Annotated in this window: 15 protein-coding genes and 1 pseudogene; 6 read left to right on the top strand and 10 right to left on the bottom strand. The window is 42.2% G+C overall.

Annotated features, from left to right (window positions below; all coding sequences use genetic code 11):
* Positions 1–19: 19 nt before the first annotated feature.
* Positions 20–1459: a gamma-mobile-trio recombinase GmtY gene (gene gmtY, locus IT970_RS03255; RefSeq protein WP_196857600.1), complete on the bottom strand. Its 1440-nt coding sequence runs from the start codon at positions 1457–1459 to the stop codon at positions 20–22.
* A 119-nt stretch (positions 1460–1578) separates the two neighbouring features.
* Here gmtY and IT970_RS03250 point away from each other — a divergent pair.
* Positions 1579–2004, top strand: a pseudogene (locus IT970_RS03250) (AAA family ATPase); the annotation flags it as partial.
* A gap of 1 nt (position 2005) precedes the next feature.
* Positions 2006–3193: a vWA domain-containing protein gene (locus IT970_RS03245; protein WP_065978033.1), complete on the top strand. Its 1188-nt coding sequence runs from the start codon at positions 2006–2008 to the stop codon at positions 3191–3193.
* 105 nt (positions 3194–3298) lie between these two features.
* Here the strand turns inward: IT970_RS03245 and IT970_RS03240 are convergent, their stop codons facing one another.
* From IT970_RS03240 to tkt, 4 genes are all read right to left on the bottom strand, one after another.
* Complete coding sequence (locus tag IT970_RS03240; RefSeq protein WP_118844780.1) at positions 3299–4471, bottom strand: NRAMP family divalent metal transporter; 1173 nt, start codon at positions 4469–4471, stop codon at positions 3299–3301.
* A gap of 258 nt (positions 4472–4729) precedes the next feature.
* Positions 4730–5086: a ribosome hibernation-promoting factor, HPF/YfiA family gene (gene hpf / locus IT970_RS03235; protein ID WP_036970825.1), complete on the bottom strand. Its 357-nt coding sequence runs from the start codon at positions 5084–5086 to the stop codon at positions 4730–4732.
* A 182-nt stretch (positions 5087–5268) separates the two neighbouring features.
* Positions 5269–5580, bottom strand: coding sequence for a pyrimidine/purine nucleoside phosphorylase (gene ppnP, locus IT970_RS03230; protein WP_036970827.1), 312 nt, complete (start codon positions 5578–5580; stop codon positions 5269–5271).
* A gap of 331 nt (positions 5581–5911) precedes the next feature.
* Positions 5912–7903, bottom strand: a complete 1992-nt coding sequence (tkt, locus tag IT970_RS03225; protein WP_036970828.1) for a transketolase — start codon at positions 7901–7903, stop codon at positions 5912–5914.
* Between the two features lie 267 nt (positions 7904–8170).
* On the opposite strand from tkt, the gene metK reads away from it, so the two are divergent.
* Positions 8171–9322 (top strand): methionine adenosyltransferase, encoded by a 1152-nt coding sequence (metK, locus tag IT970_RS03220; RefSeq protein ID WP_036970829.1) that lies wholly within the window; start codon positions 8171–8173, stop codon positions 9320–9322.
* Positions 9323–9603: 281 nt separating this feature from the next.
* On the opposite strand, the gene IT970_RS03215 is transcribed toward metK, so the two are convergent.
* From IT970_RS03215 to IT970_RS03205, 3 genes are all read right to left on the bottom strand, one after another.
* Positions 9604–10008 carry a diacylglycerol kinase gene (locus IT970_RS03215; protein WP_036970830.1) on the bottom strand — a complete coding sequence of 135 codons (405 nt, stop codon included), beginning with the start codon at positions 10006–10008 and terminating at the stop codon, positions 9604–9606.
* A 68-nt stretch (positions 10009–10076) separates the two neighbouring features.
* On the bottom strand, positions 10077–10724 hold the full coding sequence (locus IT970_RS03210; protein ID WP_167330964.1) for an START domain-containing protein: 648 nt from the start codon (positions 10722–10724) through the stop codon (positions 10077–10079).
* 4 nt (positions 10725–10728) lie between these two features.
* Positions 10729–12249: a CYTH and CHAD domain-containing protein gene (locus tag IT970_RS03205; protein WP_036970831.1), complete on the bottom strand. Its 1521-nt coding sequence runs from the start codon at positions 12247–12249 to the stop codon at positions 10729–10731.
* A 213-nt stretch (positions 12250–12462) separates the two neighbouring features.
* On the opposite strand from IT970_RS03205, the gene IT970_RS03200 reads away from it, so the two are divergent.
* Positions 12463–13062, top strand: a complete 600-nt coding sequence (locus IT970_RS03200) for a TIGR04211 family SH3 domain-containing protein (protein ID WP_036970833.1) — start codon at positions 12463–12465, stop codon at positions 13060–13062.
* A gap of 110 nt (positions 13063–13172) precedes the next feature.
* Here the strand turns inward: IT970_RS03200 and IT970_RS03195 are convergent, their stop codons facing one another.
* The gene (locus IT970_RS03195; protein WP_036970835.1) at positions 13173–13655 is read right to left on the bottom strand and encodes a winged helix-turn-helix transcriptional regulator; all 483 of its coding nucleotides are present in this window, start codon (positions 13653–13655) and stop codon (positions 13173–13175) included.
* A gap of 166 nt (positions 13656–13821) precedes the next feature.
* Between IT970_RS03195 and putA the strand changes: the two genes are divergently transcribed.
* Entirely contained in the window at positions 13822–17625 is a 3804-nt protein-coding gene (gene putA / locus IT970_RS03190) for a bifunctional proline dehydrogenase/L-glutamate gamma-semialdehyde dehydrogenase PutA (protein ID WP_196857599.1), read from the top strand.
* 225 nt (positions 17626–17850) lie between these two features.
* Positions 17851–19059, top strand: coding sequence for an HD-GYP domain-containing protein (locus IT970_RS03185; protein WP_065978031.1), 1209 nt, complete (start codon positions 17851–17853; stop codon positions 19057–19059).
* 25 nt (positions 19060–19084) lie between these two features.
* Here IT970_RS03185 and IT970_RS03180 read toward each other — a convergent pair whose 3' ends face one another.
* Complete coding sequence (locus tag IT970_RS03180; protein ID WP_196857598.1) at positions 19085–20164, bottom strand: general secretion pathway protein GspB; 1080 nt, start codon at positions 20162–20164, stop codon at positions 19085–19087.
* Positions 20165–20167 lie beyond the last annotated feature (3 nt).

Below are 20167 nucleotides of genomic sequence, written 5' to 3'. Positions count from 1 at the left end.
TACAGCTTCCTTAATATCCCTAAAAGTTAGCGAGAGAGTTAATAGAATTCAATGATTCAAATTTTTGTTCTTGATGCTCTAAACGCTCAATCCCCTTTTTTAGAGCTTCCGTAGTCTCACGAATTTGCGGTTGAGTGTAGGCTTGTTGGGCTTCTAATGATGCGTGATGTAAACATCTTTTAATCAATATTGGGTCAATGTTAGCGTTTGCAAGCCTTTTACCATAAGCATGACGATGACAGTGTGGTGTACCTGAATAATCAAGTTTAGGGGTCATTCCAATTCGTTTTACTGCTCTGGAATGAGCCCTTATATAAGCCACCATACTTAAAGGATCCCCATTATTATCTGTAAAAAGAAACGGATGTTCTCTACCTTTTAGGGGCTCTTGCCTAATCTCGATGTACAATCTGAATAACTCAAAAAAGAGTTTCTGTAGTTCTTGAAAACCAAACAAAAACACATGGAAAAATTTCCCCGTTTCATTAACAACTGAATTTTTCCAGCCAGCATGCAACCGACCTTTCATATGAAGTCTATCTTGCATATGAAATGCCTTAGCTAGATATTGTTTCCTACTCATATGTCCATGTTTATACTTTCGCCGAGCATGCTCTGGAGCCAACCCTTCGCAGGGGTGATAAACTCGAATTTGCTGGCCTTCTTCATTGGGAATAATGTCATCTACGTAAATATGAAAAACTTCACTTAAACGTAATCCTCCCAAGTGTTGTAAAATGGTGATGAGAATGTAATCAATGCGGTACTTTATATGGATAGGGTCAGTTAGCTTTGATTTTTTTTTCTTAAATCCATCGAAAAGTAGATCGATAAAACGCTCATCAGGAAAAGCTTTTTTAGGCTCGAAGTCTACTGTTGGAAAGCTTTCAATCTTAGTGTTTCTCACATTGCTGAGCTTTTCTTCTTTTTTACTTGATGAGAAGGTATGTTTTAAAAATGCATTGTTGTGTCTATGGTTATAAGCGGCAGTGTTTAAAACTTTCTCTGCTAGAGTAGCTTCTCTCAAAGGGTTCAACAGTTCACTTTTACCTCCTGATTCATCATACAACCAGTCACTAAAGCCTGTAATTTTCTTTAAAATCCTTTTAGATGAATTTGATGACTTAGGATCCCACCTCAGTCCACTATGATCATTTCCATTCTCATCAACTGTTCCAGTTTGCAAACGATATGCAAAACTTTCAAACATATCTTTTGCATTTTCGAAATATCCATTGTTTGCGATGGAGTAATCCAACAATAAACGCATGGCCTGAATAAACTGCCTTTCCCATGACTCAGATACTCCTTTATTCTTTTTCATTAAGACGAGATACTTCAAGCCAGAGAACAATACACTTCCATCGCAATAGATTGCTGTCGCTCGGACTGGTTGGCTTTTATCTATGCTAACCCGGTGTGGGCGTGTTGCACTATGAATGTAGTATCCATCGTTCATTTAACATCCAAATGTTATGTTATTATACAAAAGAGTTTGATACCGATAAATTTAGCCCAAAAAAAGCAACTAGTCCAGCTATTCTGAGGTTAAATATTATATTAAAATAGGGTTCTATACATGTTTATGAAACCGGTGAGCGCGTTATTGCCAAGCACCGCCCTATTGTTATTATTACCTCAAACAACGAAAAAGGCGTGCCTGATGCCTTTTTACGTCGTTGTTTTTTCCACTACATCGACTTTCCATCGAGCGACGAAATGGCGCAAATTATCGATGTACATCACCCGCATGTTAAGCAAGACTTGGTACGCGAAGCACTTGAAGTATTCTTTAACCTGCGCGATGTAAATGGCATAAAGAAAAAGCCCTCAACCAGCGAGTTACTCGATTGGTTAAAATTATTGATGGCTGAAGATATCGATGCCAAAACACTGCATGATAAAAGCCAAAAAGGCGGCCTAATGCCAATGTTTGGTGCGCTATTAAAGAACGAGCAAGACATTAGCCTCATCGAAAAACTTGCTTTTATGAGTCGTCGTTAAGATGTTAATTGCGTTTTTCTTTAAGTTACGTGAATACCGCTTACCCGTGAGTCTGCGTGAGTTACTTGATTTGATCAACGCGCTCAAGCAAGGGGTCATTTTTGCCGACGTAGACGCGTTTTATTACTTAGCGCGTACCATCATGGTCAAAGACGAAACTCACTTTGACCGGTTTGATAAAGCCTTTGCCGATTACTTTAGCGGGGTTGCTGACCTTGATTTACTCGAAAGCTTAAAACAACAGCATAACCTGCCTAACGACTGGTTGCGCAAAGAGTTTGAAAAACACTTAACAGACGAAGAAAAAGCACAGTTAAAAGCGATGGGTGGCCTCGATAAACTTATGGAAGTCCTGAAACAGCGCCTTGAAGAACAGCAAAAACGCCATGCTGGCGGCAACAAATGGGTTGGCACTGGCGGCACCTCGCCGTTTGGCGCGTATGGCTTTAACCCAGAAGGCGTGCGTATTGGTCAAGACGGTAATCGTAACCGCCGTGCTGTAAAAGTATGGGATAAACGGACATACCGCAACCTCGACAGTGACCGCGAAATTGGCTCTCGCACCATTAAGCTCGCGCTTAAAAAACTGCGTAAATTTGCCCGCACCGGGGCTAGCGACACTCTCGATTTAACCGAAACCATTCGTGCTACTGCAAAGCAAGGTGGCATGCTCGATGTAAAAATGGCACCCGAGCGCCACAATGCTGTAAAAGTGCTGATGTTGTTTGATATTGGCGGCTCAATGGATGATTACATTCATACCTGTGAGGAGTTATTTAGTGCTGCACACAGCGAATTTAAGCACCTCGAGTTTTACTATTTTCATAATTGTTTATACGAGCGTGTTTGGCAAGACAACGAGCGCCGCCACTCAAATGTGATTGATACCATGACCTTGATTAACAAGTTCACCAGTGACTACAAGGTCATTTTTGTTGGCGATGCCACCATGGGTCCTTACGAAATCGCCTACCCTGGTGGCAGTATAGAACATTGGAATGAGGAACCCGGCAGCGCCTGGCTAAACCGCATAACAAATCACTTTGATAAAGTCGCTTGGCTCAACCCACAACCGGTTGAGCACTGGCGTTACTATCAATCGATTGATTTTATAAAACAGTTAATGAACAACCGCATGTATCCACTCACCTTAGATGGCATAAGTAATGCGATTAGGGAATTGAGTTAGCCTAGATTGTAGGCGCGATTTTATATCGCGCAATACTAAAAATTGACTTGGGATAAACCCACTGCTGACACACAATGATGCTGGATTTCACTTCGCTCAGGCAAATTAGGTAAACTTCCAAACCAAAAACACCAGCGCAAAACCCACTAAATAAACCAAACCCAGCCAGCTTAGAGTGCGAATTAAGGGGGAATGCACAATACTTGGCTCTGAGCGCACTAAACTAAAGTTAAGCCATGCAAATACTGGGGTGGTAACAAAGGCGAGAGTCATGGCAAACGTAAGCATGGGGCCAAGTGCCGATTTAAAGAATAAAATGATTGCCATGCCAGAAAATGCTTGCAGTAAAAGCCACATATTTAAACTGTGTTTGGACTGTTTTACAGGCAATAATTTGTGCGATTCATTTAAGGTTCTGGCGTAGCCGTCAAGCACGGTAAGCGTGGTGCCAAACATACATAAAAATGCGATACCCGACACCAATGGCCTTGCCCACTCCCCCATTGTAAGGGCGTACATATCAATAAGCTGTTTAGCAAACGCCACCCCGCCTAATTGCACGGCTTGTACGTGTCCGTATTGCACTAATACACCTAGCGAAAAAAACACCAAAGCTAGGGCTGCGGTAAGCCAGTAGCCTAAATTAAAATCAAATAAACCTTGCTGCTTAGTAATAACTTGTTGCTGCTGCTTTTCTTTAAGCCAAAGTGAACTAATCGCTGAGATTTCAATAGGAGCTGGCATCCAGCCCATTAGCGCCACCATAAACCCTAGCATTGCAAGCTCATACGGCGACGGGCCCACGTAGTCAACTGGAGCCATAAGACCATTATTAATTGCCACCACCAAAGCAGCCACAGTTGTAACAGTAAGCAGCACCATAATGATTTTAGACACGTTATCGAGCGCCTTAAAATGCCCCAACAACAAAATAAGTAAACAGACAGCCAAAATAATCCAACACAACAAGGTCACCGAAATGGTGACCGGCAGTGCGTAATGTAATAGGCTGGCTGTTAAAAGTAGTACCCCTGCGGTATTCACTATTGCTGCCACAATATTTAACGCAATAAAACTGTAAAAGTAACCCGGCCCTTTTTGCTTGTAGCCCTCAACTAAACTTTGTTTAGTTGCAAGGGTGTATTCCATACCAAATCGAAAGAATGGGTACTTAAGTACATTCACAACAATGATTAGCCAAAATAGTTGCCAGCCAAATAACGAGCCAGCCTGCGTCGACGCCACCAAATGTGAGCCACCAATCGCCGCTGTGGCCATTAATATGCCAGGGCCAAGTGCATTAAGTTTAGATTGCCAATGTGATACTGCTGATTGCATATGCTTTATGTGTTTTATTCTTAGTTACAAGCAACTTACAGCGTTTTAGATGAGATTGGAAGACACTCCTCGCTTCTGAGTTCTAAGATTAAGTTGTCAGTTTATAAAACCAAAAAAGCCAAACATATTTATGTTTGGCTTTCTCTTGTTCGAGGTTTTGCGCTAAATTTTTGTGGCTAACACTTAGCGTCTAATTTATTAGCTTAAATTCATTTCTTGAATAATCTCATGGGCGATTTCCGGCGTTGTGCTCACCGGTTTTTCATGTAGTTTAGCTTTCATTTGCCCTTTACGATGTTTTAGCGATGCATCGAGTTTTTTAGCTGCATTTGCAAGTGCTGGGTACATCACTTCATCTTCTCCTTTAACTGATAAACGTGCACCTTCATAAATAGTGCTGATCTCAGCTTGATACTTGTGATGTTCTTTTGAAAGAATAATATCGAGAGATATTAACGATGGAAAATGGCTAGCAATTTTTGAGAATTTCTCGTTGATATGAGCTCTAACAGCCTCAGTAACGTCAACATGATGACCAGAAATATTAATCTTCATAGGGTATCCTTTTTTCTTGTTACCTCATAGTTAGTATTGGGGGCGATTTGAATTAACACAAGCGAAAATCAAAGATAATTAGTAATTGATTGTAACCACACATGATTTAGATCATGCTCTGCGGATAAAATATGCAAAAGCCCGTATTACACGGGCTTTATAGAAAGGTTATCAACTGCTCATTAAGTGTACGAGCAACAATAATCAGCAAAGTCAGTTACCTTTACGCGAAAGGTAACATTGGCGTCTACATTAAACGAATCTCCAGCCTTCATGGCTTGCCACTCAGTTTCGCCTGGCAGTAACACTTGCCACTCTCCCGCAAGTAACTCCATGTGCTCTTTTTGATTTGTGCCAAACTCAAATTCTCCTGGTTGCATAAAACCTAATGTTTTAGTACTGCCATCGGCAAAAAGTACAACACGGCTCGAAACTTTACCATCAAAATAGACATTCGCTTTTTTTACAACACTTACACTGTCAAACTGAGTCATACTCACTCCTGTTATGTTTTATAATCTTCTTTATTTCAGCCTGCCCGAATTTTAAGTAAGCAGCAACTGAAGATTATTCAATTAACCTCTATATGTGAGCTGATTTTTTATTATCTTTTATACACTGAGCAATTAAAAAAACAAAGAGAGTGCCTATGTGTTCACCAAAACACTAATAACGCCCCCTACGGTATTAAGTACCCAAGTAGCAGTGATAATTATTGCTGATCTGTCGGGTATGTATCGAATCTTTTGACTGGCAGCAAAAATCCATAAAAAAGCCCGCGCAGTGCTAAGACCGCGCGGGCTTTTAAATTTTAGCGACTAAAGCTTAGAACAAAGCGTTTGCTTTGTTTACGATGTTTTCAACCGTAAAACCAAAGTGCTTGAATAACTCACCAGCAGGTGCTGACTCACCAAATGTCGTCATACCTACTACTGCGCCATTTAGGCCTACGTATTTGTACCAGTAGTCTGCAATGCCCGCTTCGATAGCTACGCGGCGTGTTACGCTTGCTGGTAATACGCTTTCTTTGTAGGCTGCGTCTTGCTCATCAAACAAGTCAGTTGAAGGCATAGAAACCACACGTACTTTTTTGCCTTGTGAACGAAGCTCTGCAGCGGCGTCTTGTGCAAGCTGCACTTCTGAGCCCGTTGCAATAAGGATAAGCTCAGGCTCACCATCGCAACTCAGTACGTAACCACCTTTTTTCACATCGCTTAACTGTTGTGCAGTACGCGTTTGTTGCTCAAGACCTTGACGTGTGAAGATCAATGACGTTGGGCCATCTTTACGCTCAATCGCTTGTTGCCATGCAATTGCAGACTCAACTTGGTCACACGGACGCCAGTTAACAAGATTAGGCGTTAAGCGCATGCTTGCAATTTGCTCTACTGGTTGGTGCGTAGGGCCATCTTCACCCAGACCAATTGAATCGTGCGTGTATACAAAAATGCTTGGTTGCTTCATTAATGCAGCCATGCGTACCGCATTACGCGCGTATTCCATAAACATTAAGAATGTTGCGCCGTAAGGAATAAAGCCTTTGTGCAGTGCAATACCATTCATAATTGCCGACATACCAAACTCACGGACACCGTAGTAGATGTAGTTACCGCTTGCGTCGTCTGCTGTTACGCCTTTTGAACCATCCCAAATTGTTAAATTTGAACCAGCAAGGTCAGCTGAGCCGCCCATAAACTCTGGTAATAATGGACCAAATGCATTCAGTGCATTTTGTGAAGCTTTACGTGTTGCAGGGTTTGCAGGGTTTGCTTGCAGCTCTTCGATGTACGCTTGTGACTTTTCAGCCCAATCTGCTGGCAATTCGCCATTTGTACGACGCTTAAATTCTGCTGCTAGCTCTGGGTGTGCATTTGCGTATGCCGCAAACTTTTCGTCCCAGTTTGATTCTAGCTGTTGGCCCTTTTCTTTTGCGTCCCATTCGCTGTAGATATCAGCGGGGATTTCAAATGCTTCGCCTGTCCAGCCTAAGAATTCACGTGCCGCTTTGATCTCATCATGACCAAGTGGAGCACCATGACAGTCATGACTACCCGACTTATTAGGTGAACCGTAACCAATCACTGTTTTACAACAAATTAATGATGGCTTGTCGGTAATACTACGTGCTTCTTCTATTGCTGCGCGGATGGCCTCTGGGTTATGGCCATCAACATCACTCACCACGTGCCAGCCATATGCTTTAAAACGTGCAGGTGTGTCGTCGCTGAACCAACCTTCTACTTCACCGTCGATAGAGATGCCATTGTCATCCCAAAACGCAACAAGTTTACCCAGGCCTAATGTGCCCGCTAATGAACAGGCTTCGTGAGAGATACCTTCCATTAAACAGCCATCACCCATAAACGCGTAGGTAAAGTGATCAACGATGTCGTGGCCTTCACGGTTAAATTGAGCAGCAAGCGCTTTTTCAGCAATTGCCATACCTACCGCATTTGTGATCCCTTGGCCTAATGGGCCCGTAGTGGTCTCAATACCTGGTGCATAGCCATACTCTGGATGCCCTGGTGTTTTTGAATGCATTTGACGGAAGTTTTTAATTTCTTCAAGTGGTAAGTCGTAACCACTTAAATGTAGTAGAGAATAAATCAGCATCGAACCGTGGCCATTTGAAAGAATAAAGCGATCACGGTCTGCCCACTCTGGGTTCGTCGGGTTGTGCTTTAGATAATCGCGCCATAGTACTTCTGCGATATCTGCCATGCCCATAGGGGCTCCAGGGTGGCCAGAGTTGGCCTGTTGTACTGCGTCCATTGATAAGACGCGAATAGCATTTGCAAGTTCTTTGCGAGATGGCATGAATTCTCCTACCTTTAATGTATTTGCGCTGGTTGTTTGTTAAGCCCCATTCTTACTTATTGTATGGGTGCAGTGCAATTAAAAATCCGTATTAAATGGGTCTATTACCACTGTTTATTAAGAACGAAATGTTATTAGTAATTTAAAATAGACGTCTAGGCGTAAAATAACTATGCAAACATAATTGTTTTAGATAAAATACGCCCCTTAATTTTTTAGCGCTATTACCGACGTTAGTGAAGCGCAATATTTGTGAGCAGAAATACAATGGCAAAACATTTATTTACTTCTGAATCTGTATCTGAAGGTCATCCGGATAAAATCGCGGACCAAATCTCTGACGCGGTTCTAGATGCTATCTTAGAGCAAGATTCTCATGCCCGTGTTGCATGTGAGACTTACGTTAAAACTGGTATGGTTATGGTGGGTGGTGAAATCACTACTAGCGCGTGGGTTGATATCGAAGAAATTACACGTAAAACTGTACGTGAAATCGGTTACACGCATTCAGACATGGGTTTTGATGCTGACTCGTGCGCAATCCTAAACACTATCGGTAAACAATCTCCAGACATCAACCAAGGTGTTGACCGTGCACGTCCAGAAGACCAAGGCGCGGGTGACCAAGGTTTAATGTTTGGTTATGCATGTAACGAAACTGACGTTTTAATGCCTGCACCAATCACGTATTCACACCGTTTAGTTCAGCGTCAAGCGCAAGTTCGTAAAAGCGGTGAGCTTAACTGGTTACGCCCAGATGCAAAATCACAAGTAACATTTGCATATGAAAATGGTAAGCCGGTAGGTATTGATGCTGTTGTTCTTTCAACGCAACACTGTGATTCAATCTCACAAAACGACCTAGTAGAAGCGGTAATGGAAACCATCATTAAGCCGGTTCTTCCAGCAGAGCTTATCTCTAGCGCAACGAAATTCTTCATCAACCCAACTGGCCGTTTCGTTATCGGTGGCCCAATGGGTGACTGTGGTCTGACTGGTCGTAAAATCATCGTTGATACATACGGTGGTATGGCGCGTCACGGTGGTGGTGCTTTCTCAGGTAAAGATCCATCAAAAGTTGACCGTAGCGCTGCATACGCGGCACGTTACGTTGCTAAAAACATGGTTGCTGCGGGTCTTGCTGACAAGTGTGAACTTCAAGTTTCTTACGCTATCGGTGTTGCAGAGCCAACATCTATCAGCATCGAGACATTTGGTACAGGTAAATTAGAAGAAGCACGTCTAATCGAATTAGTGCGTGAGCACTTCGACCTACGCCCTTACGGCTTAATCCAAATGCTTGATCTTGAGCGTCCTATCTATCAACCGACTGCCGCTTATGGTCACTTCGGTCGTGAAGAGTTCCCTTGGGAGCGTACAGACAAAGCAGACGCACTTCGCGCAGCTGCTGGCCTGTAATAGGGTATACAGACTGAAAAAGCGCCATTTTGGCGCTTTTTTTGTGTTTAATTTTTTACTCTAAATTTTTATACCATTGCGCTTAATTAAGGGATCTACTTTAAGGCAATAAAACCGCGTTGATAACAAGGCAAAAATTTAGTTATTTAGTTGTTCTCTGCAATTGCTCCTGCATTGCTCTACCTCCTGCATCCATGCAGTCGTAAATCAGATATTATTAACGCAGATAGCGACTGGTTTCATCACTCAAAATGATTAAGTATTATTGCGATTGGTATTAATTACAGTAACGTCATTATCTTTTCATACATCGCCACCAGCCAAACCAGCGCTAAAATAACCAATGACAAGGTCACCGCTGCCGAGGCCATATCCTTTGCGCGCCCAGACAGTACATGATATTCAATCCCCACTCTGTCAGTCAGCGCTTCGATGGCCGAATTGAGTAGTTCAACAATCAACAGTAATAAATACGGAATAAACAACACGAGCCAATGAGTCAGTGACTGCGCCAGAAAAACCGATAACGGTAATAAACACACCCCTAAATAAATTTCTGAGCGAAAAGCTGACTCTTCTTTAAATGCGGCCTTAAAACCTTTAATTGAGCACCTTGTGGCTTTTAAAATACGTCCAATACCAATGCCGTTGGGTTTATTGACCAAGGGGATTTTGGGTTCTTTCATGCTGTTCCTAGTACGAATAAACTTCGCAGATAATATTCATAAATACCTAAAATGTCATCTTCGCTTTACTAAGATAAGCACTTTCCTGGCACACTTGGGGGATTTGTCCGTGAAAACGCATTCTTTTTTAGCTGTTCACGCAATGCTTGTAATGACTTAAACACACTTTTTAAAGATACTTTATTACTTAACCAATGCGGAATAGCACCGCTTGGGTCTGCATACGCTTGGTGAGTAATCAATAAGTTATTTTGCTGTTGCTCTAAGCGCCAATAAGCGGCGAGCTCTTTAATACGCACCACCCCTTTTACCAAAGGTTTAACGTAGGGCTGGCTGGTAATTTTAAGCTCGGTTTTATTATCGCTTAAGGTGTGATAGCAAGAGTAGCTCACTAAATCACGATCAGAAACCGGCCAAGGCGAGTTAAAGCGCGTATAAACGAGCGTCTCTGCGGGGCTAAGCCGCTCTATTAAGGTTACACTTTGAACATTTTCGAGCCAATTTGGCGCGTTGTCGGTATCGCTAAGTAAGGCCATAAAGTCATCTGCCTTGGTATCTTCAACAACCACAGATGCATTAATTTCGATAATGCCACTGTCATGTTTTTGATACGTGACCTTTATACCTTCTTGCTGCTTGTAAGTATGCCATTCTATTGGGGTCGCGACAGTTGAACAACTAAACCACGCTAACCCAATGAATAGCCAACGATTCACAAATTTATAACCAGTAGGGATCAGTATTGAATGAGGCATGACGACTTTGTTCCATGGCGCTCACTAAAAATTCTGACTTTTGCTCAAGCCACGTTTGAATCTTTGCTAATTCCTGATCGTCTTGTCCTGCACACAACTGCTTTAAATACTCAAGAGTACTGAGCTCGTAAATACCATGCGAAATATCTAACCAAGGAATACGAAACTCGCTTCTGTCGTCTTTATTGAATAATGCCCCCAAACAGTTACCACTTAACAGAGAGTTTTCTAGACGAGTACGCAACGATAAATAGTCTTTATCACTCAGTGCTTGTTGTTCAGGAATAAGCTCATGCATATCGTGCCAATCTTTTGCAAATAAACGCTTGGCTATATCTGCTACTGGTTTTTCTGCAGCTTGGAACTCTGCCTGCCCCCACGACTTACGCCATTGCTTTTCAATCAACCAGGTGGTCAATTGCAACAGCAAACGGTTGTAACGGGTGCTGTGAAATAACGCTTTTACATCGTCAATACTCGGCTGAAGCTCTTTTAGGTCGTTAATCACTTGAGTTAGCTCTGGTGCGCTATTAATTTTTTTATAATAGGCGTGACGTTTTGAGGTATAGGTTTTTAACTGAATGGCGTTTTCAACCCACGCCAACTCACTCAGCAACCACTTTAACTCAGTACGTAATGACTCTGTATCATCCTTACTAACAATATCATCGAACAGCCAAAAGGTGTGGCGAATTAATCGAATGCCATCTGTGACTCGTTTTAAGGTTTTTAAGCTCGGCTTGATGAAGTAACAGGCTTCATGCTTTTGTACAAAGCGAATCGCGTAATTTATCCCTGCGACCAAAGCTTGTTCTTGTGTGGCCTCTTTTTTAAGAGGCACAAACCCAATCGATTTACTTGCTTTTAGTGGGGTGTTATCAGCTAAGCCATAACCTCGTGCAGCTTTCGAATATAGCCCAAGACGCACATTACATTCGCTAACCAGTTTATCTGCAAGGGCAAATAACTCGTGGCGACTGCCTTCAATTAATTCCACTTCAAGCTCAGAGATCAGCTCAACTTTACCTGACGCTGCAATTTCACCTTTATCAAGTACAACCTCAATTTTAGCTCCACTGTTGGTTTCGATTAACCACGTGCGACGAATAAAGTTAGTACTAAAAATAGGATACAGGTTGTCAGCAATCGCATTAACTTGCATGCCATGCGGCCAAATTGTGGCATCAAAAGCCATTAAATCTGGGCGACCACCCTCTAAAGGTAAGTTATATTCTGGGCGTTGATGTAATCCACCTACAACTTCGCCAGCGAGTTTAATCGTTTGCTCGCACTGGTTATCACAGCAGCGGGTACGCAAACCAATATCCAGTGCGCGTAACTCACGACTTGGCGTATCATAGTAAGCATTTTGTAAGCTGCGTGACGGTTTATTTGTAACGGTTTTTGCAAATTGAGTAATTAATGCGGGGATCAGTGGAACAACGGCATCTGACACCAAAAACTTCAGTTCTATCTCAGTATCCATTCGTTTTGCGGAGTACATTTAAAATAAATAAGTGCTCAAAATAAACAAAGCAGCTACTTAATGCAAACTTTTTCCTGATTTTTACCCTCAAACCCTGTCTTGGATTACAATATCAGCCTTGCTATTAATAGTTGAAATCCCTACTATCTCTATACATTACGTATTTAAAAATTTGACCATTTTTGGGCAAGGTTACATTAACAAGGTAGATTGATGTTAAAACAGTGTATTTTTGGGCTGCTCTTATCAGCCGCCACTTTCATTAGCTATGCAGAAGAAGCGCCTACAAGCGACAACGGAAACACCGCATACATAGTCGACAACCTCTATACCTTTATGCATTCAGGCCCGAGTAAAAACTACCGTATTTTGGGGTCAGTTGATGCAGGTACTCAAATTACCTTGTTATCAGAAGAAGATAATGGTTATTTTAAAATTCGCGACGACAAAGACCGCGAAGGCTGGGTAGAAACGAAGTTTATCAGCGAAAACGCCGGTATCCATCAGCAATTTCAAGCTCTGAATAACGACATGACCTTGATGCAAGAGCAATTACGCCAAGCAGAAATTGAACTACCGCAATTACAAGAACAAAACAGAACCCTCACTGAGCAAAACCAAGCGCTAAGCGAACAAATTGAAAAACTAAAAAGTACCATAGAATCTGAGCGCAACGTGAAACAATTAGCCAGTGCCAAAGAAAAACGCCAACTATTAACATACGGCGGTGCTATTGCATTTATTGGTTTATTACTTGGTATTATTTTAACGATTATGCTTTCACGCCGTAAACGTTATGATGGTTGGGCGTAATAATAGCAACCCGCAATAATAGTTAATCATTTTTAGGGATTAATTAAGCGAGTGGGTATAACCCAGCAAAAAATCTTCATAAAAAAAGCACCGTTTGGTGCTTTTTTTGTTTAGATATCGAATCTTAAACCGCTATCTTGTTTTATCTTTTCGATCACCATATAGGTGTGGTGCGTACCAACACCGGGAATATCAACCAAATCACCCAAAACTTGGCGATATTCGTCCATATCAGAGACTCGCACTTTTAATAGGTAATCGTATCCGCCTGCCACCATGTCGCACTCGACCACTTGTGGAATATTTAAAATATATTCTCTGAACACTTTAAACACTGAGGTATTTGAGGTCACTAACGACACTTGCACATGAGCCAACAAACTTTGATTAAGCTTGGCTTCGCTTAACTTTGCATAATACCCCTCAATGTAGCCCTCTTGCTCTAAGCGCTTAACACGGTCAAGGCATGGACTCGGACTCAAATTCACCTGTTTTGCCAGGTTTACGTTCGATATTCTGCCATTTTTTTGCAGAGCGTCTAAAATTGCTAAATCGATACGATCTAACATGCGTAATCTATTCGGGTTAGTCATAACAGAATTTTATGCGGCTAAGTTAACGGTATGCCCTGTAAATTATCGTAAATCGAAAAATATAACCAGCATATTCTGCTGGATTTTAATTAGAATGCACGGATTATATCAATGGTAAGAAATACTTTTAGTTTATTTCTAGACTCCACATACCAGAGGGTTACATATGCTATTTAATGGCGATTTGACAACTGAATGTCCAATTAGACAAAAGATCCGCGACTTTTACCGTATAGATGAAAATGCGGTTATCGATCACATTTTGCCTTTGGCTGAAGTAGGCGTTAAAGCCCGTAGCCGAGCGTGGGAACGTGCTCGTCAAATGGTTTTAAATATCCGTCGCGACCAAGATGGTCAAAGCGGTGTCGATGCTCTGTTAAACGAATTCTCACTATCGAGTGAAGAAGGCGTTGTTTTAATGTGTTTAGCAGAAGCATTACTACGTGTTCCAGATAAGGCAACGCAAGACTCGCTTATCCGTGACAAGCTTGCCAAGGGTGATTGGAGTTCGCATTTAGGTAGCAGTGACTCTTTATTCGTAAACGCCTCATCTTGGGGTCTGTTAGTAACGGGTAAAATGGTTAACTACAGCGACAAATCTAAAGAGCAACAATTTGGTGTGCTTAAGAAAACCATTGGTCGTTTAGGTGAACCGGTTATTCGTAAATCTGTGAACTTCGCGATGAAGATCATGGGTAAGCAGTTCGTAATGGGTCGTACCATTGACGAAGCAATTGAACGTGCTGCTGATAAAGAACAAAAAGGCTACGTATACTCATACGATATGCTAGGTGAAGGCGCGCGCACCATGAAAGATGCTGAGCGTTATTTCCAAAGCTACATGACAGCCATTCACGCAATTGGTAAAGCTGCAAATGGTCGTGGCCCAATAAAGAGCCCGGGTATTTCAGTGAAAATTTCTGCGATTCATCCACGTTACGAGTTCACGCATCGTGAACGTGTTATGGCTGAAATCGTACCAAAACTAAAAGAACTCGCACTTGCAGCTAAAAGCTACGATATCGGCTTTACGGTTGATGCTGAAGAAGCTGACCGTTTAGATATTTCTTTAGATATTATCGAAGCGGTATTCAGTGATGAAGAACTGGGTAACTGGCAAGGTTTCGGTTTAGCAGTTCAAGCCTACCAAAAACGCGCTATTTTCGTTGTTGAGTGGGTTGCAGACCTTGCACGCCGTGTTGGCCGCAAATTAATGGTTCGTCTTGTAAAAGGCGCATACTGGGATACCGAAATCAAAACCACACAACAAGATGGTTTAGATCACTACCCTGTATTTACCCGTAAAGCAACTACCGACGTATCATACAAAGCCTGTGCGATTAAACTGCTTGAAGCACGCGATGTTCTGTATCCGCAATTTGCAACACACAATGCTTATACAGCAGCGACGATTTTAGAAGTTGCAAAAGGCGATCACGAAGGCTTCGAATTCCAACGTTTACACGGTATGGGTGAATCACTGTTCGACCAAATCGTTGAACAAGAAAAAATTCAGTGTCGTGTATACGCACCCGTAGGTCAGCATGAAGACTTACTTGCATACTTAGTACGTCGTTTATTAGAAAACGGCGCTAACTCATCGTTTGTTAACGCGATTGTTGATACCACTCAACCAGTTGAAGCACTGTTACCTGACCCAGTTGAAACACTGCAAGGGCTGCGTAATAAGTACAACACGCAAATCAAGATGCCTATCGATTTATACGGTGACGAGCGAGCGAACTCAAAAGGCATGGATTTAACTGACATCAATGCCATTACACCATTTAAAGAAAACCTAGACACCTGGTTTGCAGAAAATCGCATTGATTTAAATGATGTACCAGAAGGTTCAATTGCAGTTAAAAACCCTGCGAACCACAAAGAAATCATTGGTCATGTGAAACTACAATCATCTGATGAGATGACTGCGCTTCTTGAAAATGCTGAAAAAGCGTTTGAATCATGGTCACAAACACCGGTTAAAGAACGCGCTAACTTACTTCGCCGCATCGCTGATATTTTAGAGCGTCACCACGATGAACTCGTCGCTCTTTGTATTAAAGAAGCGGGTAAAGTGGCGCAAGATGGCATTGATGAAGTGCGTGAAGCCGTTGATTTCTGCCGTTATTACGCTGCTCGTGCTGAAGAGTTATCTGAGGATGAGCGTTTTGAAGCGCGTGGCGTGATCTTATGTATCAGCCCATGGAACTTCCCGCTTGCTATCTTCTTAGGCCAAGTTGCTGCTGCTATCGTAACGGGTAACACGGTGATTGCAAAACCAGCTGAGCAAACAAGTTTAATTGCGCTTCGTACAATTGACCTTATGTTATCTGTTGGCTTACCTGAGCATGTTGTACAACCTGTTATTGCACGTGGTAGCGAAGTAGGTAAGACAATTGTACCTGATGAGCGTATTCAAGCTGTGATGTTCACAGGTTCAACTGAAACAGGCACAATCATCTCGCAAACACTAGCTGCACGTAACGACATTCAAGTGCCGTTAATTGCAGAAACAGGTGGTCAAAACTGTATGATCGTTGACTCAACAGCGCTTCCTGAGCAAGTTGTTGATGATGTGATCAGCTCTGGCTTCCAAAGTGCGGGTCAACGTTGTTCTGCATTACGTGTTTTATTCTTACAAGAAGATATTGCTGATGGCATCATTGAGATGATCAAAGGCGCATTAAAAGAGCTTCATGTTGGCGACCCTTCATTACTTTCGACTGACATTGGTCCTGTTATTGACGAAAAAGCACTGAAAAACTTAAACGAACACGTTGAATACTTAAAAGGTAATGCAACACTTCATTACGAGTGTGCAATTCCTGATAACAACGAAAATGGCGCTTATTTCTTCGCACCGCGTTTATATGAAATTAAAGACCTTTCTGTACTTAAACGCGAAGTATTTGGTCCATGTGTGCACATTATTCGTTTCAAAGGCTCAGAGCTTGATAATGTGATTGATCAAATCAATGGCACAGGCTTCGGTCTAACAATGGGTATTCACTCACGTATTGAAGAGCGTTGTGAATACTTAGCAAAAATGTCTCGTGCAGGTAATGTGTACGTAAACCGTAACATGATTGGTGCAATTGTTGGTGTGCAACCATTTGGTGGTCGTGGCCTTTCAGGTACTGGCCCTAAAGCAGGTGGTCCTAACTACTTACAACGTCTTGTGAAAGAAAAAGCGTCACCTGATAACGTACAAATGACGAACCTATCACCTGATGAGCTAGACACTCACCATTATTCAGGTGCGGCTGAGCAAGTTGCTAAGCTAATGGAAAACTCATTACGCGATGAAAAAATCTGGCGTGCAACACCGTTAAACGACCGCGTTTCTGCGGTACGTCAGTTGTTAGCAAAAGTCGCTACTGTCGAAATTATCGACGAGCTTGCTGATGACTTAGCATTAACATTAGCCGATGCACGTGCGCAGCTTAACCGCCTTGAAAAGCACATGCGTAAACACACGGTATTACCTGGACCAACAGGTGAATCTAATACGCTTCACCTTGAGCCTCGTGGTTGTGTTGTGTGTTATGCCGATAAGAGTACTTCATTTAACTTCTGGGCGATTTCAATTATCACAGCACTTGCTGCGGGTAATACAGTCATCACCGTTGCATCTGAACTATTCTACGAAGAAGCGGTTGCTTTCAAAGACAAGTTTATTTCAACAGGTATCGCCGAAGGTGTATTCCAAGTTGCTAAGCCTAACCAGTTACAAGCTATCTTGGCACACCCTCACCTTGCCGGTGCGGTTGTAGCAGCTCGCTCATCACGTTTAGGCTATTTCAGCCAACAGTTAGCACAACGTAAAGGGGCGATTCTGCCAGTGATTAGCTCTGAGTACTACGATACGTTAATCAAGCGCTTACTGACTGAAAAAACAATCAGTATCGATACAACAGCGTCAGGTGGTAATACATCACTGATGACGCTTGTTGAAGACGATGAGTAAACAGCGCATAAAAGTTAACTAACTTTGCTGTTATAAAATCTAAAAGCCCCTGTACCTAACAGGGGCTTTTTTATACCCAGATAAAATAGCCTAACATTAAGAAAAACAACCACTTTATAGACGAAAAGCTGCTCCAATTACAAAATTATCACCTTTATTATTATTTACTAGAAGACAAAATATCTGCTAGGTTAAAGGTAATGTATTTAACTTGAAGTAAAGGCCTTGAAAACTCTCCCTATTGATCAACTTAAGCCCGGTATGTTTGTACAAAGCGTTACAAAGCAGACAGGCAAAATCCGCATTAAAAACCAAGGATGGGTGAAGACTCAGGGAGGTATCGATAAACTAGCTAAAGCGGGTATCTTAGAAGTCGTTATCGACCCCGATAAAACGCTCACAATGAGCAGTGACAATAAAGTAGAAGAGCAGCAAAATACTTCGCCGCCAGAGCCGCAAACCGTCGCCCATAACCCCTGGCATACATCGCATAGCGTGTCTGCAGAAATGGCCAAAGCGAATAGTTTATACAACGAAGCAAAATCACTCCAAAGCAAAGCATTTAATGATATTCGTACTGGTAATAAAATTGATATTGCGCCATTTCAAGAATTGGCCAGTGGCTTTATGGACTCCGTTTTCCGTAATCAAGATGCCCTTGCCTGCATTACCAGAATGCGCGAAAAAGACGCCTATTTACTCGAACACTCAATTAACGTTTCAATTCTTATTAGCATTTTTGCCAAACACTTAGGCATCGATAAAAGCATCATTCAAGAAATAGCGACAGGTGCCCTACTGCATGATATTGGCAAAATAAAAATACCTGATGAAATACTCAATAAGCCAGGTAAGTTAACAGACGAAGAATATCAAATCATTCAAGACCATGCCCGTTTCAGCAAAGAAATATTAGAACAATCAGGCCTCAGTGGCATCGCAGTTGAAATTGCGGGTTTCCATCATGAGCGATTAGATGGCAGCGGCTACCCATTCGGTAAGCATGGTGATGAATTAAGCCTGTACGTTCGTATGGCGTCGATTGTTGATGTATATGACGCACTCACCGCAGAGCGAGTCTATAAAGCCGGTATGGAGCCAATTAAAGCATTTAAAATTCTAAAAGATGGCTGCCCAGATAGTTTTGATGGCGACCTTGTGACGAAATTTATTCAATGTATCGGTATTCACCCTGTCGGCACCTTGGTGAAACTTGAAAGCCAAAAGCTTGCCGTGGTTACACGAAGTAACCCAAGCAGCCCATTAAAACCCGTGGTAAAAGTGTTTTATAACGCCAAACATGCACACTATACCGAAGTGCAAGATATTGATTTAGCAAATAACCGTTGTCACGATAGCTTAGAAGCAGCAGTCAGACCCAATGACTTTAATGTCGATCTGATCCGCTTCTTTAAAAACTCAATTTTGCCATAGCCACTATTTTTAAATATAAGACTGGCTACTCTGGCCAGTCTTGCAGTGCTTTTAACGTAAACTCGTAACCGTCGTAACTAAATAAACTTTGCTCAGGTGTGATTTCTATCACATTGAGTACGCCAATATTATCGCCTTCATACAATTCACGACCATTTATCTTTATCCAACGTTTAGAGGCTTCAGAGGCATAAATGTGCGCCTGATACTTAATTGTTGGGATCAAGCTTTGCAGCGAGTCAGGCAGCAGTTCGACAGGCTCTGCGTATGATGAGTTTTTAGTACTGCGCGTTATATCAGCCACATGCTTATTATCGACATCTTGCACTGCTCTCTCGAAGGCACTTTTTAAGTTATTAGGCACGTCGTTAAATTCGTCATCAACCACGGTTTGGTTGACTTGCGATGGGCTTTGATCATTTAGCGGCTTACCCAGCACCTTGTATTTGCTCATGTCAATGTCTCGACTGCTCATTTGCTGCGGTGTCATTTGTTGCATTTGCATTGGCTGCGAAAATTGTGGTTGCTGAGGCTGATAAATTGGCTGATTTTGATACACAGGCTGTTGATAAACAGGTTGCCCTTGATAACCTTGATTAGCATAAACAGGCACAGTATTAACGGGTACTTGCACCCATTGATATTGCTGCCCTTGCACAGGAACTTGCTGCATCATTTGCTGCTGAGGTGCGACTGTAACAGGCACTTGGCCCATATTATTCGCAGTATTGTTAACAGGCGGATTGGCCTGTGTATTGGCAGCTTGCGGAACGGCTTTTGCGGGTGCCTCCTCTGTTACAGGTACATTATTTGTATCTGTTGTCGCTAAAGTCTCTGTCGCTTGTGAAGAATTTTGTGTCTCTTCAGCACTGTTACTAGTAACTTGCTTTTGCGCAAAAGGTTCATTTTTTTGCAGCCATTTACCAATAGAGAAGCCTGCCATCAGCGTTAAAATAACCGCTAGTAATAACCCAAACGAAAAGGCAAGACGGCGATAACGGGTTAATTCTTGTTGTTGTTTAAGCTGCAGAGCAGCGTGGTCATGATCAATCGCTGTTTGCTCGTGTTGACCAGATTGTTTAATTGCATCTAAAAGTAATGACATAAA

Source organism: Pseudoalteromonas sp. A41-2 (assembly GCF_015767615.1).
Taxonomy (GTDB): Bacteria; Pseudomonadota; Gammaproteobacteria; order Enterobacterales; family Alteromonadaceae; genus Pseudoalteromonas; species Pseudoalteromonas lipolytica.
Note: the sequence above shows the minus strand (reverse complement) of the source record. Positions and strands in the feature narration are given on the sequence as shown.